This is a genomic window from Paenibacillus sp. RUD330, from assembly GCF_002243345.2.
Classification (GTDB): Bacteria; Bacillota; Bacilli; order Paenibacillales; family Paenibacillaceae; genus Paenibacillus_O.
The window spans coordinates 2,836,176-2,856,915 of sequence record NZ_CP022655.2; the positions used below are offsets into that span (position 1 = coordinate 2,836,176).

General features: G+C 59.9%; 22 protein-coding genes. 5 read left to right on the top strand and 17 right to left on the bottom strand.

Annotated features, from left to right (window positions below):
* Positions 1 to 24: 24 nt before the first annotated feature.
* The 4 genes from CIC07_RS12785 to CIC07_RS12800 all read right to left on the bottom strand — a co-directional run bounded on the left by CIC07_RS12785 (position 25) and on the right by CIC07_RS12800 (position 2,615).
* Positions 25 to 450: a DMT family transporter gene (locus CIC07_RS12785; RefSeq protein ID WP_076355754.1), complete on the bottom strand. Its 426-nt coding sequence runs from the start codon at positions 448 to 450 to the stop codon at positions 25 to 27.
* Between the two features lie 268 nt (positions 451 to 718).
* Positions 719 to 1,828, bottom strand: coding sequence for a DmpA family aminopeptidase (locus CIC07_RS12790; protein ID WP_076355752.1), 1,110 nt, complete (start codon positions 1,826 to 1,828; stop codon positions 719 to 721).
* Complete coding sequence (locus CIC07_RS25430; protein ID WP_083687963.1) at positions 1,825 to 2,334, bottom strand: zinc ribbon domain-containing protein; 510 nt, start codon at positions 2,332 to 2,334, stop codon at positions 1,825 to 1,827. The genes CIC07_RS12790 and CIC07_RS25430 overlap by 4 nt, the downstream gene beginning before the upstream one ends.
* 86 nt (positions 2,335 to 2,420) lie before the next feature.
* Positions 2,421 to 2,615: a DUF3934 family protein gene (locus CIC07_RS12800; protein WP_021881569.1), complete on the bottom strand. Its 195-nt coding sequence runs from the start codon at positions 2,613 to 2,615 to the stop codon at positions 2,421 to 2,423.
* Between the two features lie 215 nt (positions 2,616 to 2,830).
* On the opposite strand from CIC07_RS12800, the gene CIC07_RS12805 reads away from it, so the two are divergent.
* Entirely contained in the window at positions 2,831 to 4,387 is a 1,557-nt protein-coding gene (locus tag CIC07_RS12805; RefSeq protein WP_076355750.1) for an S-layer homology domain-containing protein, read from the top strand.
* A gap of 449 nt (positions 4,388 to 4,836) precedes the next feature.
* Here CIC07_RS12805 and CIC07_RS12810 read toward each other — a convergent pair whose 3' ends face one another.
* Genes CIC07_RS12810 through CIC07_RS12820 form a run of 3 tightly spaced genes read right to left on the bottom strand, consistent with a single transcriptional unit; the run spans position 4,837 to position 7,897 of the window.
* On the bottom strand, positions 4,837 to 6,363 hold the full coding sequence (locus CIC07_RS12810) for a tripartite tricarboxylate transporter permease (RefSeq protein ID WP_076355748.1): 1,527 nt from the start codon (positions 6,361 to 6,363) through the stop codon (positions 4,837 to 4,839).
* Positions 6,364 to 6,375: 12 nt separating this feature from the next.
* Complete coding sequence (locus tag CIC07_RS12815; RefSeq protein ID WP_076355746.1) at positions 6,376 to 6,837, bottom strand: tripartite tricarboxylate transporter TctB family protein; 462 nt, start codon at positions 6,835 to 6,837, stop codon at positions 6,376 to 6,378.
* Between the two features lie 46 nt (positions 6,838 to 6,883).
* Positions 6,884 to 7,897, bottom strand: a complete 1,014-nt coding sequence (locus tag CIC07_RS12820; protein ID WP_076355744.1) for a tripartite tricarboxylate transporter substrate binding protein — start codon at positions 7,895 to 7,897, stop codon at positions 6,884 to 6,886.
* Positions 7,898 to 8,108: 211 nt separating this feature from the next.
* Between CIC07_RS12820 and CIC07_RS12825 the strand changes: the two genes are divergently transcribed.
* Together CIC07_RS12825 and CIC07_RS12830 are read left to right on the top strand one after the other, a co-directional pair.
* Positions 8,109 to 9,701, top strand: coding sequence for an ATP-binding protein (locus CIC07_RS12825; RefSeq protein ID WP_076355742.1), 1,593 nt, complete (start codon positions 8,109 to 8,111; stop codon positions 9,699 to 9,701).
* Positions 9,702 to 9,716: 15 nt separating this feature from the next.
* The gene (locus CIC07_RS12830) at positions 9,717 to 10,442 is read left to right on the top strand and encodes a response regulator (protein WP_076355740.1); all 726 of its coding nucleotides are present in this window, start codon (positions 9,717 to 9,719) and stop codon (positions 10,440 to 10,442) included.
* A 211-nt stretch (positions 10,443 to 10,653) separates the two neighbouring features.
* Here the strand turns inward: CIC07_RS12830 and CIC07_RS12835 are convergent, their stop codons facing one another.
* The 8 genes from CIC07_RS12835 to CIC07_RS12865 all read right to left on the bottom strand — a co-directional run bounded on the left by CIC07_RS12835 (position 10,654) and on the right by CIC07_RS12865 (position 18,123).
* Entirely contained in the window at positions 10,654 to 11,190 is a 537-nt protein-coding gene (locus CIC07_RS12835; RefSeq protein WP_157741911.1) for a hypothetical protein, read from the bottom strand.
* Between the two features lie 84 nt (positions 11,191 to 11,274).
* The gene (locus CIC07_RS12840; protein ID WP_076355736.1) at positions 11,275 to 11,712 is read right to left on the bottom strand and encodes a rhodanese-like domain-containing protein; all 438 of its coding nucleotides are present in this window, start codon (positions 11,710 to 11,712) and stop codon (positions 11,275 to 11,277) included.
* Between the two features lie 99 nt (positions 11,713 to 11,811).
* A complete protein-coding gene (locus tag CIC07_RS12845; RefSeq protein ID WP_234992909.1) occupies positions 11,812 to 12,828 on the bottom strand; it encodes a LysR family transcriptional regulator in 1,017 nt (338 codons plus the stop codon).
* A complete protein-coding gene (locus CIC07_RS12850) occupies positions 12,758 to 14,512 on the bottom strand; it encodes an ABC transporter ATP-binding protein (protein ID WP_076355734.1) in 1,755 nt (584 codons plus the stop codon). Before CIC07_RS12850 ends, CIC07_RS12845 begins: the two co-directional genes overlap by 71 nt.
* A gap of 4 nt (positions 14,513 to 14,516) precedes the next feature.
* A complete protein-coding gene (locus CIC07_RS12855; protein ID WP_076355732.1) occupies positions 14,517 to 16,256 on the bottom strand; it encodes an ABC transporter ATP-binding protein in 1,740 nt (579 codons plus the stop codon).
* The gene (locus tag CIC07_RS12860) at positions 16,253 to 16,837 is read right to left on the bottom strand and encodes a PadR family transcriptional regulator (RefSeq protein ID WP_157741912.1); all 585 of its coding nucleotides are present in this window, start codon (positions 16,835 to 16,837) and stop codon (positions 16,253 to 16,255) included. The genes CIC07_RS12855 and CIC07_RS12860 overlap by 4 nt, the downstream gene beginning before the upstream one ends.
* Positions 16,816 to 17,088 carry a hypothetical protein gene (locus tag CIC07_RS25435; protein ID WP_076355728.1) on the bottom strand — a complete coding sequence of 91 codons (273 nt, stop codon included), beginning with the start codon at positions 17,086 to 17,088 and terminating at the stop codon, positions 16,816 to 16,818. Before CIC07_RS25435 ends, CIC07_RS12860 begins: the two co-directional genes overlap by 22 nt.
* Before the next feature lie 315 nt (positions 17,089 to 17,403).
* Entirely contained in the window at positions 17,404 to 18,123 is a 720-nt protein-coding gene (locus CIC07_RS12865) for a YebC/PmpR family DNA-binding transcriptional regulator (RefSeq protein WP_076355726.1), read from the bottom strand.
* A 188-nt stretch (positions 18,124 to 18,311) separates the two neighbouring features.
* Between CIC07_RS12865 and CIC07_RS12870 the strand changes: the two genes are divergently transcribed.
* Positions 18,312 to 19,043, top strand: coding sequence for a class I SAM-dependent methyltransferase (locus CIC07_RS12870; RefSeq protein ID WP_442953342.1), 732 nt, complete (start codon positions 18,312 to 18,314; stop codon positions 19,041 to 19,043).
* Positions 19,044 to 19,051: 8 nt separating this feature from the next.
* On the opposite strand, the gene CIC07_RS12875 is transcribed toward CIC07_RS12870, so the two are convergent.
* Positions 19,052 to 19,948 (bottom strand): methyltransferase, encoded by an 897-nt coding sequence (locus CIC07_RS12875; protein ID WP_076355722.1) that lies wholly within the window; start codon positions 19,946 to 19,948, stop codon positions 19,052 to 19,054.
* A gap of 20 nt (positions 19,949 to 19,968) precedes the next feature.
* Positions 19,969 to 20,151: a hypothetical protein gene (locus CIC07_RS12880; RefSeq protein WP_165895275.1), complete on the bottom strand. Its 183-nt coding sequence runs from the start codon at positions 20,149 to 20,151 to the stop codon at positions 19,969 to 19,971.
* Here CIC07_RS12880 and CIC07_RS12885 point away from each other — a divergent pair.
* A complete protein-coding gene (locus tag CIC07_RS12885) occupies positions 20,068 to 20,652 on the top strand; it encodes a GNAT family N-acetyltransferase (protein ID WP_076355720.1) in 585 nt (194 codons plus the stop codon). The genes CIC07_RS12880 and CIC07_RS12885 overlap by 84 nt on opposite strands.
* Positions 20,653 to 20,740 lie beyond the last annotated feature (88 nt).

Below are 20,740 nucleotides of genomic sequence, written 5' to 3' on the forward strand. Positions count from 1 at the left end.
TTCCATCGTCGCATTGTCCTTTCATTATACCCTCAGGATGAGGACGCCGGCGATCATCATGGCAATGCCGAGAAATTGGGGCAGGCTCATCGTCTGCTTCACGACGCCGAACCATCCTCTGCCGTCGATAAGGAAGGTCAGGCTGAGCTGCGCGATGAGCAGCACGGCTACGGTAATCGTGATTCCGATGGCATGGATCGCCTGCACATTGCTGAATACGATGACCGCTCCCATCGCTCCTCCGGTCAAGTAGAGCGGTTTCACCCCGCGGAGTCCAGTGCCTGCCGAACGGCGGAAAAGGCCGAGCAGGAGCAGCGCCGCGATGAAGCCCGTCAGCTGCGTCAGCGCAGCCGCCTGCCAGGTGCCGATCGCAGCGCCGATTCTCGAGTTGGCTACTCCTTGCAGCGTAATGAACATGCCCGCTGCTGCGGCGAACAGAATACCCTTCATCTCTATCTTCCCCTCTTGTGCTCGTGGCTTACTCCCCCATTACACGCTATCAGGGATGCATTTGAAAAGGACATATGTCCTTTTCAGCCCGCTTCTTCGCTTTTCGGTGTCCTCGAGCAGGACGATTATCGGAGTGCTTCCTGCTTCCGGGTCCGACAACCGAACAAACGAAAGCCAATCTTCTCGCGCAACCTTGCTCGGACAGCAAAAAAGGACGGCTTCGTCAGCCTGTCCTTTTTCGTTGTGCCACAAGCTATTGGCCAAGCGGTCAAGCTCGGAAGCCGCTGCGCTGCGTCAGCCGATCGAGCACCCTTTCGACGGGGAACGCATGGACCTCTCTTCCCGATCTTCCGCTGACATCCGTCCCCGCGAACAAGGAGTTGTAGACCGCTTCCTCCGTCGCATCCGCTGCGGCACGGAAGCACTCGGAGATGAGCGGACCGTCTTCGCGGACAGCTTGGACGGCAAGCAGGTCCTGCTCCGGATCATGGGGCGTCAGCATGCCGTTGCTGAAGGCGATGACGATATCGCCGCTGCCGTGGTGGGCGATCGAGCCGGTCCGTCCAAGCCCGAAGGCGGCACGCTTCGCCACCCGCTTCAGCTGCCGCGAATCGAGCGGCAGATCGGTCGCAACCACGATGATGACGGAGCCGTCTTCCTTGCGCTCGTCGGCCTCGTTCCTGGCCAGCAGCTGTCCGATCGGCTCGCCCAGAATGGAAAGGTCGCTGCCGCTGCCGAAGTTGGTCAAGACGAGGACGCCGATATGGTACTGCCGCCCCGCCGCAACGACCGCCCGCGAAGAGGTCCCGATTCCTCCCTTCCAGCCGAAGCACACCATGCCGGTGCCGGCGCCTACGGCGCCTTCTCCGACCGGTCTCCCCTCCTCCCAGGCTTTCTTGGCCAGACGGATCGCTTCCATCGCATGCTCCGGCCGGACATGCAGGCCGCGCATGTCGTTCAAGTAGCTGTCGTTGCATTCGCCCGTTACGATATTGATGGAGCCGGCATCCCCGCCGATTCCTTCGTCATGCTCCATCATGTGGCGCAGCGCGCCTTCGGCCGCGGCGGGCACGCCGAACGTATTGGTCAGCATGACCGGCCCCTCCAGCGTGCCGAGCTCGTCGACCTGGACGAGTCCGGCCGTTTTGCCGAAGCCGTTGACGACATAGGATGCCGCAGCAGCCTTCTCCCGGAACAGATTCCCCTGATGCGGCAAAATCGCGGTGACGCCCGTCCGCACGACCGGCTGCCCGCCGCCGTCCGAGCGCAGCGTCACATGGGCCGCACTCACTCCCGGAACGTCCTCGATGCTGTTGAGAGGTCCCGTTCTCATGCGGCCGACCTTCAAGCCGTAATCCTGAAATCTCCGCCGGTTCATTCCCGCCCCTCCTTCGTTCTTGCCGGAAACAGCTTGGCGAGCAGGCTCGACATCTCCGCCGGCGATTTTCTTCTCAGCACGTCGGAGTCGTACCACTCGACCTTCCCGCACTCCTCGCAGCTGGCATGCATCAGGTGGATGTAATCGAGGTCGAACAGCCTGCTCAGCCCTGTCCCGTTCATCGCCGCTTCATTGACGGAGCAATCGCGGCTGCCGCAGCGGCCGCATCGGAAGCTTGCAGCCAGCAGCTCCTCAAGCGTCATGCTTTCGATCTCTTCCACGGACAGCATGCCTGCATGGGCGGCCCCGCTGCCATTCGCCATGTCTTCCGAATCTTCTGCGGACAACAAGCCCGCATCGGCCGAGTGGAATTCCGGCTCCGGCACTCCGTCTTCTACAATGCCTTCCAAATGCTGAGGCAGCACCTCGTGGAGGCATGATGGGCATACACGCTGTTCAAGCAGCATGCCGTTTCCGCACCAAGGACAGCATACGTTGGCTTCCATTTGGATCCTTCCTTTCCGGACCGGCTGGCGGGCAAAAGAAAAACCCCAGCTTTTTTCGAAATGCTTCCGAAATGCTGAGGCTGCGCTTAGCTGCTGCCGGGATTGTTTGCTTCGGCTTTGGCGGCGAGACGAGCGGTCTTGGCCTCTTCCGCTTTTTTCTGCAAGCCTTTGCTCACATAGGGCTTCGGTTTGCTTGCGGCGCGCTTGGCGCCGGCCTGCCAGCGGTTCCAGCCCTTCTTGCCCGTACCCCGCCCGGTGCCTCCGCCTTTGGATTTGCTCATGCTTCCTTCACTCCAATCGTGCTTCTATCATACTCTGTCAACCTGTTTACGGCAAATCCGCCCCTGTTTCCTTACCAATATTTAAGCATGGGGCTGCTCTCTCTTTTTGTTTACGATGGGTGATAGACCGCCCGAAAGAGAGTTGAAGACCGATGATGAGCCTACATATTCGACGATTAGCCCGGAAAGGAGCCTTCCTCCTGCTGGGAGCGGCCATGACGGCGCCGCTCTTTCCTTCCGCCCAAGCCGCTGCCGCCTCTCCGGCGTTCAAGGACATCTCCGGCAGCTATGCGGAGAGCGCCATCCTGCGCCTGGCCGAGCTCGGAATCGTGTCCGGCACTTCTGCCGACCGCTATTCTCCAGCGCGAAGCGTCACCAGAGCCGAGCTTGCGACCCTGATCGCAAGAACGCTTGGCCTCGAGCCGGTTCAGGCCGCCATTCCCGCATTCCGCGACTTGCCCCGCTCCTCTGCCTTCTATCCCATGATCCAGGCCGCGGTCAATCTTGGCTGGATCGGCGGACGTTCCGCCGACCGGTTCGAGCCTTCGGCAAGCGTCACCCGCGAGGAAGCCGCCGTCATGCTGCTGCGCGCCTTGAAGCGGGGCGCTCCCGTCAGCGGCCAAACCGTCTACCGGGATCAAGAGCGGATCTCCCCGTGGGCGGAAGCATCCGTACTGGAGATGAACCGGCTGTCGCTGATGGCCGGAGATGAGGGCTACTTCCGTCCCAAGGCGGCGATCAGCCGGGCGGAAGCCGCTGTGCTGCTGGACCGCATCCGAAGCCATGCGGTATGGTCGCAGCAGTTCGAGGCCGTGCCCGCAGCACCCGTCCAGATGGGCTGGCAGTACGGCTCCACGACGGAACAGTTCAAGCAGCAGGCATTGTCCAGCGGAATCAACACGCTGTCGCCCCGATGGCTGTTCGTCGGTCCGCAGGGCTTATCCTCCGATGCCTCCGATGCCAAGCTCGTCCAATGGGCCCATTCCAAAGGCAAGAAAGTATGGGTCATGGTCGGCAACCGATCCAGGCAGGAGGATACGCATACCCTGCTGAGCCAGCCGGCGAGCCGCTCGGCCGCCGTCAAGCAACTCGCCGCCAGCATCCGCGCGAGCGGAGCGGACGGCATCAACCTGGACTTCGAGAATGTCGCTCCCGAAGACCGGCAGAGCTTGACGCTGTTCGTCACCGAGCTGGCGAAGGCTCTTCATGCCGTCGGCGACGTGCTGTCCGTAAGCGTGTCTCCGGATACAAGCAGCGATTGGACCGAAGCGTTCGATTATGCCGCCTTGGGTTCAAGCGCAGATTACATCGTGCTGATGGGATATGACGAGCATTGGAGCGGGGGCCAGAATGCAGGAGCCGTCGCTTCCCTTCCCTGGGTGGCCAGAGGGCTTGGCAAGCTGCAGGGCGATGTGCCGGCCGCCAAGACGATTCTCGGCCTGCCGTTTTATACGAGGGATTGGAGCACTGGCGCGAGCGGCATCGTGGCATCGGCCGATCTCAGCCTTCCCCAGCAGAACGGCATCGTCCAATCGCTCGGCCTGCGTCCGGCTTGGAGCTCCGGCTCATCGACATACGGCACGAGTTATTCTATCGGCGCCGTGCGCCACCAGATCTGGCTTGAAGACAGCCGGTCCTTGTCGGCCAAAATGAGCCTGGCCCTTCAGAGCGGCGCTGCCGGATTCGCCTACTGGTATATGGGCGGTGAAAGCTCGGATGTGTGGGCTGCCCAGCGCAATGCGATCCGTTATGCCGGATATGCATTCCAATGAATTCCACGCGATCATGCACTCCTGCCTGATAAAAAGGCCGTTCCGGGCGATTGATGCCGGAACGGCCTTTTTTGGGCTTCCCGAGTTCCTGAGTTCCTGAGTTCCTGAGTTCCTGAGTTCCTGAGTTCCTGAGTTCCTGAGTTCCTGAACTCATCCTCCGAATGATTTCCTATTGAAATCCTGTCGACAATCCTTTATGGACATGATGATAATTCGATGCAATTAATGTCCATGTATTTTAACATCATAAATAGTTTATGCCATGGATTCATTGCGGTCCGAGCTGCGGATGATCCGGCATGACCCACGCGTTTCGAAAATCGACCCATCCTCTATGGCCGTTGCCGCTTCCTCGGCCTGGATTCGGCACCGAAATATAGGATGGCTCCGGAACAACTGAAAGAGAGCTGATCGTCGATCAGCTCTCTTTGCCCTCCATTCCTTCCGTGTCAGGCTTCTTCGTTGATCAGCACCTTCCGTCCCTTCAGCTTCAGTACGAGCGGAATGGTCACCCACAGCAGTCCGATGAACAGGAACAGCAGCGATACCGGCTTTTCCAGGAAGATCATGAAATTCCCGTTGGATATCGTCAGCGCCCGGCGCATGTTGTTCTCCATCATCGGTCCGAGAATGAGGCCGAGCACGAGCGGCGCCAGCGGATAATCGTTCTTGGCGAGGAAATATCCGGCCAGGCCGCATCCCATGATGAGCAGCAGGTCGAAGGTGGAATATTGCACTGCGTAGACTCCGAATACGGAAAAGACGATGATCAAGGGAATCAGATACTTCGCCGGCGTCTGGATGACCTTGGCGAAGATGCGGACAAGCGGCAGATTGAGGATGAGCAGCATCAGATTCCCGACGAACATGCTGGCGATGACTCCCCAGGCGAGCTGCGGATGATCCTGGAACAGCAAGGGACCGGGCTGGACGTTGTACATGATGAAGGCGCCCATGAGAATCGCCGTCGTGCCGGAGGATGGGATGCCGAGGCTGAGCAGCGGGATCATCGCTCCGCCTGATGCGGCGTTGTTGGCCGATTCCGGCGCCGCGACGCCGGCGATCGCGCCTTTGCCGAACTGCTCGGGATTTTTGCTGATCTTCTTTTCCATGATATAAGCGAAGAAGGAAGCGAGAATCGCTCCCGCTCCGGGAAGCAGCCCGATGAAAAAGCCGAGCACGGAGCCGCGGGCGATCGGAGCGGCGCTGTCCTTCATGTCCTGCTTCGTCGGCAGGATGCGGTTGATCTTCGCCATTTCCCCTTCATTGCTGTCCTTCTCCAGTATCGTCTTGAACACCTCGCCGACAGCGAACAAGCCGACGGCAACGGTCAGGAACTCAAGGCCTTGATAGAGCTCCGGCACGCCGAAGGTGAACCGTTCCACTCCCGACACGCTGTCGATGCCGATCGTCGCCAGAAGCAGGCCGAATGCGGTCATGATCAAGGATTTGAGCATCGACTTGCCGGCCAGGCCGCTGATCGCCAGCAAGCCGAGAATCATCAGCGAGAAGTATTCCGCCGGACCGAACTTGATCGCGACGGCAGACAGCGGGCGCGCCAGAAAAATGAGGCCGATCAGGGATATGATTCCCGCCGCGAAGGATCCGATGGCCGCGATCGCAAGCGCCGCACCCGCCCTGCCCTGCTTCGCCATCTGGTAGCCGTCGAGCGTCGTGACGACCGACGACGATTCTCCCGGCGTGTTCAGCAGGATGGAAGTCGTCGAGCCTCCGTACATCGCGCCGTAATAGACGCCCGCCAGCAGAATGATGGAGCTTGTCGCCGCCTCTTCGGGAGACAATCCCGACGTCATCGTCGCCGTGATCGGAATGAGCAGCGCCACGCCGCTCATCGGACCGATGCCGGGCAGCACTCCGACGACGGTGCCGATCAGCACGCCGAAGAAGACGAAGAGAAGATTATGCCATTGCATGGCCGTAGCAAGCCCGTGAAGCAAATAATCGATCGTGCTCATGTTGCCGCCCCCTTAGGATAAGCCCAGCCATGCCGGAAAACCCGGAAGGGATCCGTCGAGCACATGGACATAGAGATAGTAGATGCCGAATGAAAAGCAGGCTGCAATCAGGATCGAGGCGGCCAGGCGACCCTTCTGCATCGTCTGGAACCCGGTCAGCAGGAACAGGAAGGTCGTGATGACGAATCCCACGCTTTCCAGCAGCAGGGCGTATAGGACCGCCGCGATGAATATGATGCCGAAGCGCTTGTAGTCCAGAGGAGCTTTTGCCGATGAGGCCCGCTCCTTGCGGAACGTGTCATAGATCAGCTTGGCGCTGAGCAGCAGGAGGCATCCCCCCAGGAAAAGCGGAAAGATGTTGGCTCCGATGCTGCTGCCGTAAGCGCTGGAGGAGATGGTGCTGCTGCCTGCCATGAAAAAGATGCCGATGGCGCCGAACACGATGCCTGCATATCGGTCAAAGCTGTGGTTCACCGGGATTCCTCCTTTCTCCGGGCGGATAGCCGCGGTTCGAAAAGCTTTATTTTTGCATGCCGAGCGCTGCCAGCATATCGTGCAGCTGCTTGTTCTGGTCTTCCAGGAACGTCTTGAAGTCATCCGAGTTCCGGTAGTCCGTCTGCCAGTTGTTCGCCTTCATTTCGGCCGCCCACTCCGGCGAATCCTTCATTTTGGCAAGCGCTTCGTCCCAGAAGGCCTTCGCCCCCTCGCTCATTTCCTTCGGTCCGAAAATGCCGCGCCAGATCAGGAACTCGGCATCGATGCCCTGCTCCTTCATCGTCGGCACATCCTTCAGATTGTCCAGCCGCTCCGGCGCCGCGACCGCCAGCACTTTGATCTTGCCGGACTTCACATACTGGTCCAGGGAAGAGGCATCGGTGCCGAGCACGTCCGCATTGCCGCCCAGCAGGGCGGTCAGCGCTTCCCCTCCTCCGTCGTAGGAGACATATTTGATCGTTTTGGGATCGATTCCATATTTGTAGGCCGGGAGAATCGAGACCAGATGATCCATGGAGCCCGGCGCCGAGCCGCCCGCCACCGTGAATGCGGTCGGATCCTTCTTGATGTCGTCCAGCAGGGTTTTCAGATCGCCGTATTTGGAGTCGGCCGCGACGGCGATGGCCCCGTAGTCTTTGGTCAGCTGCGCCAGCGGCGTCGTATCCGCGTAACCGTAAGGCGAATTGCCTTCCTTCTTCAAGTTGTTGATCAGAATCGGAGGCGAATTGACGAACAGCTTGTAATCGTCCTTCTTGTCTTTCGTCGCATATTCGGCCATGAATACGGCGCCGCCGCCGCCGGGCTTGTTCTCGACCGTAATCGCTTTCGTGACGGCCTTGCTTTCGGTCAGCACCTTGGAAATGGTGCGTGCGGTCATGTCCCATCCTCCGCCGGCTCCCGACGGTGCGACCAGCGTCAGCGACCTGGACGGATAGCTTGCGGAGCTTCCGCCTCCTCCATCGCCGCAAGCTGCAAGCCCTAAGCTCAGGACGAGCAGCGGAGTCAGGACAGCCGCTGTCTTCAGCAGTCTTTTATTCATTTCAAAAACCCCTTTGCATGTAGTATAGTTTAGCTGATCGATCTCATTTCCCCATCTTATAAAGCGCTTTCATAATACCATCCGCCTGCATGCCCAACCACGTTAAGGACATAAAACGAATTGAATTCGTTTCGGGCGTTTTGTTCATTTTGTTCACGCCGCTCTCTCTTCCCGGGAATGCCGGCCTGAGCCAACGGAGGCTGCCTTCATCATGCGCTTGCAAACCAAATTGATCCTCATCATCTGCTCTCTCCTGACCCTGCTCATTCTCGCGCTTGGGGGAACGTTCTATTATGTCGTAACCCGCGTCGTGGAGCAGCAGATCGGCGTACGGGCCTTGACCGTCGCAGAGTCGCTGGCGGTCATGCCCGAAATACGGCAGGCGCTGCTGTCCCCCGATCCGAGCCGTGTCATCCAGCCGATCGCGGAAAGCGTCCGCCTCAAAACGAAAGCCGAATACGTCGTCATCGGCGACCGCAACGGAATCCGCCTCTCCCATCCTATCGCGGACCGGATCGGCAAGCCGATGGTCGGAGGCGACAACGGACCTGTTCTGGAGGGAAAAGCGATCATATCCGAAGCGATCGGTTCCATGGGGCTGTCGCTCCGCGGCAAGGCCCCTATCCTCGATGGGAAAGGACAAGTCATCGGAATCGTCAGCGTCGGATTCCTCGCCTCGGAGATCGACCGGATCGACGACCCTTACCAGCATAAGGTCTATGCCGTATGCGCCTTCGTGCTTTTGCTCGGGGCTGCCGGCGCCGTCTTCATCGCGCGCAGCGTGCGCCGTTCCATCCATGGACTGGAGCCCAAGGAAATCGGAGCGCTATATATGGAGAAGAAAGCGATTCTGGAATCGATCCGGGAAGGCGTCATCGCCGTCAATCGGGAGGGCCGGATTACGATGGCCAACCGCATCGCCATGGACATTCTCCAGGTTCCCGAGAACGAGGATCTGACCGGCAGGGCGATTGAGGAGGTACTTCCGAATACGGGCCTGCTTGAAGTCGTGCGGAGCGGAGAGATCCAGCTGGACCGGGAAATGCAGATGCGCGGCAAGGATGTCGTCGCCAACCGGGTGCCGCTGCTGGACGGCAAGGGAGAAGTAGCCGGAGCGGTATCCAGCTTCAGGGACAAGTCGGAGCTGTATCGCCTTGCGCAGGAGCTGTCGAGGGTCAAGCTGTTCGCGGACTCCCTGCGCGCCCAGACACATGAATTCTCCAACCGCCTGTATGTCATCTCCGGGCTTATCCAGCTGGGCTCGCACCAGGAAGCGGTCGAGCTGATCCACAGCGAAGCCGGCATGCAGCAGAACCTCGTGCAGTTCATCATGCGCGAGATTCCGGATCCGATCATCGGCGGATTCCTGATCGGCAAGTTCAATCATGCGAGAGAGCTCAAGGTCAGCTTCACTCTTGATGCCGAGAGCAGCTTCAGGGATGTGCCCGAGCAGCTGGACCGCAGCCTGCTCGTGACGATCATCGGCAATCTTGTCGACAACGCAATGGAAGCCGTGCTGGCACGCAGCGGCCTTTCGCCGCAGGAGCGGCGGGTCAGCCTGCTGCTGACGGATCTCGGCAAGGATCTCATCGTCGAATGCGAGGACAACGGCGCGGGCGTGGCGGAGGGGCTCGGCGAGACGGTCTTCCATAAAGGCATCTCCACCAAAGAAGGCGAGGATCGGGGAATCGGCCTCTATCTTGTGCATGATGCCGTGACGAGGCTCGGGGGCATGGCGACTTACAGCCGCAAGCCTACCGGAGGAACGATTTTTATCGCGGCGGTGCCGAAGCATCCGGACTAACAGGAGGTTGAAGTCATGGAACAGCAAAATAAGCCCGACATGCCGATCGAAGTGCTGATCATCGAAGACGATCTGCGCATCGCCGAGATCAACAGGCGGTTTCTGGAGCAGATTCCCGGCTTCCGGGTATGCGGAATCGCTACCGACGAAGCACAGGCCAAGATCCAGCTTGAAATTCTGGAGCCTCAGCTTGTGCTTCTCGACATTTACCTGCCGCCGGCAAGCGGCCTGGACCTTCTGCGGCATATTCGGCAGCTGCACCGAAGCACCGATGTCGTCATGATAACGGCCGCCCGCGAGATCGGACCGGTGCAGGAGGCGATCCGCTGCGGGGCCTTCGACTATTTGATGAAGCCGGTCGTGTTCGACAGGCTCAAGGAAACGCTGGAAAGATACGCCCATTACCATCGCGAGCTCTCGCGCCTGCACGAAGCCGACAGCATCGGACAGCATGACGTGGACCGCCTGCTCACCCGGGCGGGAGAGCTCCCTGGACCGGCCGACTTGTCGCCGCTGCCCAAGGGGATCGACAGGCTGACGCTCGACAAGGTGTCCCAAGCTATCGCCGGCGACAAGAACGGCATGTCTGCCGAAAAAGTCGCCAAGCTGATCGGATTCAGCCGCTCTACCAGCCGCAGGTATTTGGAGTATCTGGTCGGTCTCGGTACGATCGACGCGGACCTCGCCTACGGAGTCGGGCGGCCGGAACGGGTATACCGCTGCCGCAAGGGTCGCTCGTAGACCGGACGGCAGCCTCTCCTCCGCCCGATGATGTCCTTTGGTGCACCACGATGTTTCCGCCTTCACTGCGGATTCCGCCGTAATCCTCGATTTCCGTCAGCCGTGCAATAAGCGGCATGCCGGTTTTTCCTTGACTATCCACCCAGACAAGGACGGCACCGGAACCGATCTTGGCCATATCCTCCTGGCCTTCGGCCACTAACTCCTCTGCCTAACCCAGGAAGGAGAGATGACGTTTGAACGGTCCTTCATGAAGCCAGAGACCGACGATGGAATCGGCTCGTTCCGGAGTGCCGCTTGCCATCGCCAGCGTCGCCGCGAAGCAGTTGGCTCCTGACGTATCGGGGAATCGTCCGTTGTACCTGTTGATCAGGGAACCGGATAAAGCCGTCATTTCCCTCGCAATTTCCGGGCTGACGACCTGCGGCTGGAAGCCAAGCTGCTCGTCCAGCCAGCATAACAGCCATTTTTCCTGGATATCTGCGGACAGAGATTGCCAAAGTCCGTAAGTGAGCTGCATCCATTCAGCATCGCCAACTTGGATCCGATGAATGGAATCCACGGGTACGATCCCTCTTTGCTCCAGCCAGTCCCACCGATACACCAGACCTAAGGGCTCATATTGGGGCAGGAAGCCTTGGGTCCATACGTTCATCTGCAGATCCGTAATGGTGTTTCCCGTACGCATCATTTCGTTACTCGCCTGCTTCGTTTGAATTCGCATGAAAAATGTTGCCGCTGCATGCATGCGGGTTACTCATCGTATCGGAGGCCATAGAAAGAAAAAGAAGCCGTCTGCGCAGGCGGCTTCTTTTCCTTCACCTTCGATCCGCTATCCGATCAGCGGCGCGTCCACTCCGAGCCTGCCCTCGATCTCGAAGCCTTCGCGGCGCCAGTACTCGATGCCGCCGATCATCTCCTTCACGTGGAATCCAAGCGCGGCGAGCTTGGCGGCGGCCTTCGTTCCGGCGTTGCAGGCCGGGCTCCAGCAGTAGGCGACGATCGGCGTCCGGAGGTCCAGGGACTGGACCGATTCGGCGTTGATCAGCCTGTGGTGGAGACTGACCGCGCCGGGAATATGGCCGTCTGCATAAGCTTCCGGCGAGCGGGCATCCAGCAGCACGAACGACCCGATGCCATGCACCCGATCGTGGCGGACGTCGGATGGATCCGTCTCTACCGCCAGCTTGGCGGCAAAATGGCGGCCGGCCTCAAGCGGCGGCGCGAAGGGGGTTTCTTCAACGAGAGATGATGCGAATGAGCTTGTCATGATCCTTCAGCCTCCTGTCGGTCCTCGGGGAACCTTTCGTGAAGACAGCTTACCATGAACCCGACTGCTGCCGTTATCGGCCGTTTTCGATTCCAGGCATCATTCGTTTCGATGGATAGCCGTCTCTTTCCCGCTGAAAGAGTCGCTCATGACATCAACAAAGGCCTCGAACGCTTGCGAGACCCTTCTCCGCTTGGCGTACAGCAGCTGAATGCAGAAGCGGAACCCGGGATGATCCAGACTTGCGGCATGAAGCTTGCCGCTTGCGATCTCCTCCTCGACGGCGATTCTCGGCAGAAGAGCGATTCCCAGCCCGTAGCCGACGCCCTGCTTGATCGCCTGCAGGCTGCCGAATTCATACGAGAGCCTGCATGGCACTGCTTCCCTGCGAAGCGATTGCAGCAGCAAGGCCCGGTACGTGCAGCCCTCCTCGGTAAGAATGACGGTTTCACCCTCCAGATCCCGCAGCGACAGCGTGTTCCGAGTGCCGAAGCGATGCTCCGGAGAGGTCACGATGAGCAGATCCTGCTCCTGGACCAAGCGCACATGAAGCTCGGGATCGGCATAGGGCGGGTCGAGAATGAAACCGGCGTCGAGACTGCCCTCCTTGACCATTTTGATGATTTGCGGTTCATTGCCGGGAACGAGAGCCACATTCATATCCGGATGGCCTTGGCCGAAAATCTGCAGCCGCTTGGGCAAGTAATAAGAGGCGACCGTCTCGATCGTCCCGATCGTGAGCGTGCCTTTGCCGCCCGAAGCGACCGCATCCCTCGATTCCGCATGCAGGCTGAGAATCTGCCTGGCGTAGCCCAGCAGCGTTTCCCCGGACTCGGTCATAGCCATTTTCCTCCCCCGTCGCTCCAGCAGGACGGCTCCATAAGCCTCCTCGAGCTTCTGGATCTGGGCCGTTACGCTCGACTGGGCATAACCGAGCCGTTCGGCGGCTTCCGTGTAGCTGCCTCTGTCCGCGACCTCGACAAAGGTGCGAAGATACGTAAGCTCTATATTCTTCTCCTCCTTCCCTGCTTCCGAGATGCAGCCTTCAAGATACGCTCTGGAAATGCCGGGCGTGCAGATCCTGATACAGCCCTTGAACCGAAGAGAGCTGGTCATGACTGCCCTGCTGAACGATCCGGCCTCCGTCCACGACCAGTATCGTGTCCGCAGCCCGGATCGTGCTGAGCCGATGGGCGATCACGAAGCTCGTCCTTCCTTCCATCAGAACCCCCATCGCCTGCTGGATGCGCAGCTCGGCCAGCGTATCGACGCTGCTCGTCGCCTCGTCCAGGATCAGAATATCGGGATCGGCCAGCAGCGTGCGGGCGATGGAGAGCAGCTGCCGCTGCCCTTGGCTGAGGCTGCCGCCGTCAGCCGACAGCTCCGTGTCGTAGCCGTCCGGCATTCGGATGATGAACTCGTGGGCGGATGCGGCCTTGGCCGCGCGTTCAATCTCTGCATCCGAAGCGTCGAGACGGCCGTAGCGGATATTGTCGCGGACTTTCCCCTTGAACAGGACGCTGTCCTGCAGGACGATGCCGATGCGGGAACGGAGCGTTCTCTTGTCCATCTTCCCGATTTCTTCGCCGCCGATCGATATGACGCCCGAGGTCGGCTCGTAGAAGCGTGCCAGCAGCGACATGATCGTCGTCTTGCCGGCTCCGGTCGGTCCTACGAGAGCGGTCATACTGCCCGGCTCCGAGCGGAAGCTGATCTCCTCGAGGATGGAGGCCTCCGGCGAATAGGCGAACCCGACCCGGTCGAAGACCACCGCGGAATTCCGCAGCGAACGGCCGGTGCCCGGCAATGGCTCTGACGGCTCCGGCCCGTCATGCTCCGACGGGACATCCATCGTCTCGAACACCCTCTCCGCCCCGGCGATTCCGGCCTGGATGAGATTGTACTGGTTGGCCAGCTCGTTGATTGGGGAGCTGAACTGCTTGGAATAGGCCAGGAAGCTGACGATGACGCCGGCCGATGCATGGCCGCCGGCGGCCAGCCAGCCTCCGGCAGCGGCGATGAGCAGGTAGTTCAGATGGCCGAGCACATTCATGGACGGTCCCATGAGGCCGGAGATGATTTGGGCTTTGACGCCCGCCGTTCTCAGCCTGCCGTTCATCTCGCCGAACTCCTGCTCCGCACGCTCTTCCTGATTGAACAGCGTGACGATCCGCCTTCCGGAGACGGTCTCCTCCGTGTAGCCGTTGATGGCGCCCAGCTCCAGCTGCTGCAGCCGGAACTGCTTCTTCGTCGCGGCGCCTATGCGCCTGGATGCGAGGAATATCAGAGGAACCGTCGATATGGCGATCACAGTCAGCACCGGCTGCAGCCAGATCATGACCGCGAAGCTGCCGACGATCGAGAGCACGCTCGACAGCAGCTGCACCAGGCTTTGGTTCAACGTATTGGATACGTTCTCGATGTCGTTGGTCGCCCGGCTCATGAGGTCGCCTTGCTTTTTGCCGGTAAAATAGCGCAGGGGCAGATTCTGGATATGGCCGAACAGATCGCCTCTCATCTTCCAGACCGTTCTCTGGGACACCGAAGCGAGCAGGCGCGCTTGAATCCAGGCGACAAAAGCGGATGCCGCATAAACGGAGGCCAGCAGCAGGCAGGCCCGCGCAAGGCCCGCCCTCTCCTTCGGAATGATGAAGCCGTCGATGGCTCGCCCGAGCAGATAAGGACCGGCAAGCGTCAAGGCGGAAGCGGCGATCGTGAAGACGGCAATGAAGAGAAGGGAACGATGTTGTCCCTTCAGATAGGAACCGACCCTCTTGAGAGGGGATGGGGGCTTGGACATGACGTCACGCTCCTTGCTGGGAGTCGGCCAGCTGCCGGTACAGGACGCTGCTGGCGAGAAGCTCCTCATGGCTGCCGACTGCGGTCAATTTTCCATTTTCGAGAACCGCGATGCGGTCCATTCCCGCCAGCGCCGAGATGCGCTGCGAGATGACGATCAGGGTCGTATCGTCCCTTCGTTCCAGCTTCTCTCTCAGCCTGGCGTCCGTCGAGGCGTCCAGCGCGCTCGAGCTGTCATCCAGAATGAGGATATCCGGCTGCAGGAGCAGCGTACGGGCGATAGCCACCCGCTGCTTCTGTCCGCCGCTGAGGTTCACGCCGCGCTGCCCGAGCATCGCCTCATATCGTTCAGGAATCGCATCGATGAAGGCCTTGGCCTGCGCATCGACGGCAGCCGCTTCGATGGCATCGTCAGCCGCGCCTGGACAGCCGTAGGCGATATTGTCGCGGATGGAGCCGCTGAACAGATGCGCTTGCTGCAGGACGATTCCAACCCGCTTCCGAAGCTCTCCGCGCTCCCACTGCTTCAATGGAAGTCCATCCAGCAGCACTTCGCCCTCGGTGGGCTCCAGCAAGCCGGCCATCAGCCCTGCAAGCGTGGACTTGCCCGCTCCGTTGATGCCGGCAATGCCGATCCGTTCTCCTTCGCGGACGGACAGATCGATTCCTGCCAGCGCAGCCGGCTGCGGACGCCCATCCCTATCCGGATACCGATACCCCGCCCCACGAAGCTCCAGGCAAGACTCTTCTCTTCCGGTCCTCGCCGGAATCACGGTCTCTTGGGCGGATGCCGACTTGTTCGTTTCCGCCTCCAGCACCTCCCGGATTCTCCGCGCGGATGCCTGAGCCCGGCCGATCGTCATGAGATGGTTGCCGAGGTTCATCGTGGCGAACAGAAGCTGGCTGATATAGGTCAAGAATGCGGCCAGCTCACCGGGCTGCAGGCCGCCGCTGCGGGTCAGCGCCCCGCCGTACCAGAGCGCCGCCACCGTGCTGAAATTCAGCACGATGGCGAGCAGCGGACCGTTGAGCGCGGCAAGCCGGGCCGCGCGCAGGCTCGCATCCAGGAAGCGGTTGTTGGCGGCGCCGAACCGCTCCCGCTCGTGAGCGGCGCGCACGAACGCCTTGACGACCCGGATGCCGGACAGATTCTCTTGCAGAATCGCGTTGACCCGATCCATCGCTCTCTGCACCGATCCGAACAGCGGAACCGAGCGGCGGGTCGTGAATGCCAGCAGCAGCGCGAGCAGCGGAATCATGACGATCAGCACGAGGGACAGCCTCGGGCTGATGACGATGCACATGACGATGCTGCCGGCAACAATGAACACGCTGCGGGCAAGCATCCGCAGCGCCACAAGGATGACCTGCTGCAGCTGGGCGATGTCACCGGTGAGCCGGGTCATCAGGCTGCCCGTTCCGAAGCGGTCGACGGTGTCCAATCCAAGCCGCTGCACCTTGCCGTACAAGCTGGCGCGCAGATCATGCCCGGCATTCTGCGAAGCGAGCGTGGAATAGACCGTGCACAGCACTCCGCCTGCCAGGCCGACAAGGGCTGCGCCGAGCATGTAAGGAGCTGTCCGCAGCACCTGCGACGGATCCGATTTCATGATGCCCTGGTCGACGATCGCGGCCATGAATGTCGGCTGCAGCAAATCCATCGCGACCTCGAGCAGCATGAACAGCGGCGCTGCGACGGCCGCCCACCGATAAGGCGCGAGCTTCGCTGACAGGAGCTTGATCATTTGCCGGGTGCCTCGGCCTCGCCCGGCTGAACGTCATCTTCTTCGCCTTGCTCCAGTCCATCCAGCCAGGCTTTCAGAACGGCGTATGCGTCCGCCAGAGGCGAAGCCTTTCCTGTCTCCTCAGGCGAGGCAGATGCCGCAGCCATCAATTCAACCCCGTATTGGACCATGCTGTTCCAATCCAGCAGGCTGAGATCGGGCCCCTTTTCGCCGCCGTATTCCTCCGCAGCTGCGAGGGAGCGCCGATAGATCTCCTTCATCCGCTGCGCATGGGATTTTCTCCAATCCTGCCAGGAAGGCTTGCCTGCATCCGCATCTTCTCCGAGCCTGCGGCGGTGCTCGGCCAGATCCTCCAGCCCTTCCTCCGTGATCCGGTAGGAACGGCGGCTGTCCGTCCCGGCTTCGGACGAAATCAGCCCTTTATGCTCCAGCTTCTGCAGCACGGGATAGACGGAGCCGGCGCTTGGGATATAGCTGCCGCCGCTCTCCTCCTCCATCGTCTTCATGAGCTGATAGCCATGCATCGGCTCCCGGCTCAGCAGCTGGAGCACGGCATACTTCAAGTGTCCCCGGTGGAACATCCGACCTCCGCCGTCGCCTCCCCGTCCGCCTCTGCCGCGGAAACGGCCGCCATCCTGGCGGCCGTTTCCGCGGCCTGGATGACGGCCATGTCCATGGCCTTTGCCCGGCTTATGTCCGAAATCAGGTCTGGTTCCCTGTCCCTTTCCTTCTCCGAGTCCTTCCCTATCCAGGCGTCCAGCTTGATCCCTGCCCCCGCCGAGGCCATGTCCATGCTTATGCCGGAAATCGGCAGCTCCGCTTGCCATTGCATGCCGCCGGGCGCTCCGGAACCTCTGTCCGTCCCGGCTTCGGTTCATATCTCTCATCGCAGTCCAGCCTCCATTACGATATATCGCTAACTTCTTAGCTTGAGATTACGATATATCGCATCGAGCGTCAAATCATTCTTTTCGATACATGCAGCGCGCAGGAGCCGCCAGCGCTGTCATCCACCTGAGTCCCGGAAATATGCCGATCATTGCACCGCAAGCCGCTGCCGGGATGGCTGATCCGACGTTGTCGCCATGCTTGCAAAAAAGACCGTCAAGCTCCCAGGGAGGGAGCCGACGGTCTTCTAGTTGCCATTCTATTCTTCATACTCCACGTTATGATACACCTGCTGCACGTCCTCGAGATCCTCCAGCGTATCGATGATCTTCTCGAACGGAGCCTCCGCCTCTTCCGGCAAAGTCACGTAGTTCTGAGCGAGCATCGTCAGCTCGGCGACGGTGAATTCCGAGATGCCGGCGGCCTTGAGCGCTTCCTGCACGGCATGGAATTGATCCGGCTCGGCGTAGACGAGAATGTTCTCGTCCTCCTCGACGATATCGCGCACGTCCACGTCGGCTTCAAGCATGATCTCCATGATCTCGTCCAGGGACTTGTCCGCCACCCCGATGACGGCAGTCGCGTCGAACATGTAGGCGACGGAGCCGTTGACGCCCATGTTGCCGCCGTTTTTGCTGAATGCCGCGCGCACGGCCGAAGCCGTCCGGTTCACGTTGTTCGTCAGCGCGTCGACGATGACCATGGAGCCGTTCGGGCCGAAGCCCTCGTAGCGGAGCTCCTCGTACACTTCGTCCGAGCTTCCCTTCGCCTTGTCGATGGCGCGGTCGATGATCGCTTTCGGCACGTTGTACGTTTTGGCGCGCTCAAGCACGACGCGCAGGGCGCGGTTCGACTCCGGATCCGGCTCTCCCTTGCGGGCGGCTACATAGATTTCAAGGCCGAATTTGGCATAGATCCGACTGGTATTGGCGTCTTTCGAGGCTTTTTTTTCCTTGATATTATTCCATTTGCGACCCATTGTACTCCCGCTTTCCTGTGGATTGTCCCAACCATTATAACCGATTCAGGCCGTCAATGGACAGATGCCCGCGGAGAGATGCTCGCTATCTTTCAAAGCCACCGACAGAAACAGGGACTTCGCTATTCTTTTCCGTATCTAAATATCGATGGGATTGGTATAATGTGGACCGAACAGGAGGGATTCCCATATCGGAACGAGGACATCGCTATTATGATGAGGAGGACTTTCTGAAGGCTTACCTGAGCCGCAGAAGCCTTGTGGACAATGCCAACGATACTTTGGAAAAACCTGTCATGCTGGAGCTGATCGGGAACCCGGAAGGCTTGCGCATTCTGGATCTGGGCTGCGGCGACGCGCGCTTCGGCGCGGAGCTGCTGGAGCGGAACTGCGCCTCTTACACCGGACTCGAAGGCAGCAAGGCGATGTCGGAGCTGGCTCGGAGGACACTTGCCGGTACAGCCGGCACGGTCATCCTCGGCTCGATGGAGGATTGGAGCTATCCGCAGGCAAGCTGCGATCTGGTGCTGTCGAGGCTGGCGCTGCACTATGTGGAACACCTGGAAGCCGTGCTGGCACGGATTGTCCAATCCCTGAAGCCCGGCGGCCGGCTGGTGTTCTCCGTCGAGCACCCGGTCATCACCTCGACTCTTCAGCCTTCGGGGACCCGGACCGACTGGACCGTCGACCGGTACTTCGACGAAGGCTTCCGGGAGCAGCAATGGCTGGGCTCGACGGTAAAGAAAATGCATCGCACTCTCGAGCATTACTTCTCCGCCCTTCAAGCGGCCGGCCTCCAGGTCGAGAGCCTGCGCGAGTCGAATCCCGTCCGGGAACGGTTCCATTCCGCGGATGCCTACGAGAGGCGCCGGAGAATCCCGCTTTTCTTGTTCTTCTCGGCATCGCGGCCTTCTCTCTAGAGCGGTCGCTATCCCGCTTCGCCGGCGGCTTTCACCTTGCCGTATGTAATCATCATGTTGGGGGCATAAGTCAGACAGCTGTCCTTGTTCAAGGCCTGGGATAGGCGAAGCTCGTTCTCATATTGCGTCTGCGCTTCCTCCGGGCTGGCTCCCCGCCCGACAAGCCTATCGATCCAGGCGTCCCTGTCGGCGTCGGGGGCATCCGCGTAGCCGTTTTCCTGGAACAAGCGATAGAGACGCTCCCGGCTGTCCTCTGCCAGACCAGGATGGAGGACATTGACCTTGTCGGTAACCCGGCACCCGACATCGCGCAGACCAGCCCGGCTGAAATAAGCCGGCAATTGAATGCCGATATTGCCATTCTTTCCGCTGCCCGCGGCGTCTCTTTCATACAGCTTCTGGAGCATTCCAAGCTGAACGACGCTCGATTGCGGATGCCCGTCCAGATGGAAGTTCGCCGAATTGGCGATCCAATGAGGCTCGAATGCGATGACCATGCCGCTATCCACGACGCTGGCAATCATCTTGCCGATGATCTTCTCTGGATTCGGCATATGCAGAAGAAAAGCATGGCAAAGAGCGATGTCGTATTTCCGCTCCGGCTCGTACTCTTGGATGTCTCCATGCAGGAATTCAGCCTCATAAGGGAGAGAAGCGAACAATCTCCTTCCTTCTTCCAGCAGCTTGGAGCCGAGATCCAAGCCGGTATAGGTCGAGCCTGTCGGAAGCAGCGGCAGCAGCTTGAGCCCAAGGTATCCGAAGCCGCAGCCGAAATCGAACAGGTTCACCGCGGCTTCGATCTTCCATACCTTGGAAACTAGAAATTCAAGGTAGTCGTCATTGTAGAAGAGCTCCTTCGATCGACGAAGGTATTGAATCCTCTCATCCCATTCATAACCGCTCATCTATTCAGCGCCTCCCTGTTTCATGTTTCAGCCACGAAAATTAAAATCTCAGATATGTCTTCCCATTCATCGCTGTCGATGCTATGCTGGGAAGAAATTTTTTCGGAAGGCGGATTGCCATGAAGATCGATGACCTCGATGCCTTGCTGCTGCCAGTGCCCGAAAGCTTTGAAAGCGACCGCCTGCTGATCCGCGCCGCTCAATGGGGGGACGGGCTCCCATTGAACGAAGCTATTGCGGAAAGCATCGATGACCTCCGTCTATGGATGCCTTGGGCAAAGGAAGTTCCATCCGCAGACGATTCGGAGGCTTATGTCCGAAGGTCGAGACTGAACTATCTGGAACGCAAGGATATGGCCTATCTGCTCTTCCACAAGCAAACCGGCCAGCTGGTCGGCTGCAGCGGTCTCCATCGGCTCGACTGGCAGGCGCGCTGCTTCGAAATCGGCTATTGGCTGCGAACTTCCTGCACCGGACAAGGCTATATGACCGAAGCCGTCCATGCGATCACGGAGTTTGCCGTCCGCGAGCTCCAGGCAAGCCGGATTGAAGTCCGCTGCGATTCGCGGAACGGACGGAGCGCTGCCGTCGCCTTGCGCTGCGGCTTCATGCTGGAGGGAACTCTTCGCCGCCAAATGCTCGATACGAGCGGAGACTCCAGGGATACGAGGGTCTATTCCAAAGTGAAAGGGATCGAATTCTAACACCGGATCCGCTGATGTTCAACAAAACCGCGCAGAACCTCATGGTCCTGCGCGGTTTTTTATCCGAAGGGATTCCTATGAGAACAGC

Excerpts from the sequence above, each read along its gene's own strand:
- CIC07_RS12825 (WP_076355742.1), top strand. The coding sequence starts at position 8,109 with ATGCGCTTGCAAACCAAATTGATCCTCATCATCTGCTCTCTCCTGACC.
- CIC07_RS12790 (WP_076355752.1), bottom strand. The coding sequence starts at position 1,828 with ATGAACCGGCGGAGATTTCAGGATTACGGCTTGAAGGTCGGCCGCATG.
- CIC07_RS12850 (WP_076355734.1), bottom strand. The coding sequence starts at position 14,512 with ATGTCCAAGCCCCCATCCCCTCTCAAGAGGGTCGGTTCCTATCTGAAG.
- CIC07_RS12865 (WP_076355726.1), bottom strand. The coding sequence starts at position 18,123 with ATGGGTCGCAAATGGAATAATATCAAGGAAAAAAAAGCCTCGAAAGAC.
- CIC07_RS12885 (WP_076355720.1), top strand. The coding sequence starts at position 20,068 with ATGAAGATCGATGACCTCGATGCCTTGCTGCTGCCAGTGCCCGAAAGC.
- CIC07_RS12830 (WP_076355740.1), top strand. The coding sequence starts at position 9,717 with ATGGAACAGCAAAATAAGCCCGACATGCCGATCGAAGTGCTGATCATC.
- CIC07_RS12875 (WP_076355722.1), bottom strand. The coding sequence starts at position 19,948 with ATGAGCGGTTATGAATGGGATGAGAGGATTCAATACCTTCGTCGATCG.
- CIC07_RS12810 (WP_076355748.1), bottom strand. The coding sequence starts at position 6,363 with ATGAGCACGATCGATTATTTGCTTCACGGGCTTGCTACGGCCATGCAA.
- CIC07_RS12805 (WP_076355750.1), top strand. The coding sequence starts at position 2,831 with ATGACGGCGCCGCTCTTTCCTTCCGCCCAAGCCGCTGCCGCCTCTCCG.
- CIC07_RS12845 (WP_234992909.1), bottom strand. The coding sequence starts at position 12,828 with ATGACCAGCTCTCTTCGGTTCAAGGGCTGTATCAGGATCTGCACGCCC.
- CIC07_RS12855 (WP_076355732.1), bottom strand. The coding sequence starts at position 16,256 with ATGATCAAGCTCCTGTCAGCGAAGCTCGCGCCTTATCGGTGGGCGGCC.
- CIC07_RS12800 (WP_021881569.1), bottom strand. The coding sequence starts at position 2,615 with ATGAGCAAATCCAAAGGCGGAGGCACCGGGCGGGGTACGGGCAAGAAG.
- CIC07_RS25435 (WP_076355728.1), bottom strand. The coding sequence starts at position 17,088 with ATGCAATGGCAAGCGGAGCTGCCGATTTCCGGCATAAGCATGGACATG.
- CIC07_RS25430 (WP_083687963.1), bottom strand. The coding sequence starts at position 2,334 with ATGGAAGCCAACGTATGCTGTCCTTGGTGCGGAAACGGCATGCTGCTT.
- CIC07_RS12820 (WP_076355744.1), bottom strand. The coding sequence starts at position 7,897 with ATGAATAAAAGACTGCTGAAGACAGCGGCTGTCCTGACTCCGCTGCTC.
- CIC07_RS12785 (WP_076355754.1), bottom strand. The coding sequence starts at position 450 with ATGAAGGGTATTCTGTTCGCCGCAGCAGCGGGCATGTTCATTACGCTG.
- CIC07_RS12840 (WP_076355736.1), bottom strand. The coding sequence starts at position 11,712 with ATGACAAGCTCATTCGCATCATCTCTCGTTGAAGAAACCCCCTTCGCG.
- CIC07_RS12835 (WP_157741911.1), bottom strand. The coding sequence starts at position 11,190 with ATGCATGCAGCGGCAACATTTTTCATGCGAATTCAAACGAAGCAGGCG.
- CIC07_RS12860 (WP_157741912.1), bottom strand. The coding sequence starts at position 16,837 with ATGTTCCACCGGGGACACTTGAAGTATGCCGTGCTCCAGCTGCTGAGC.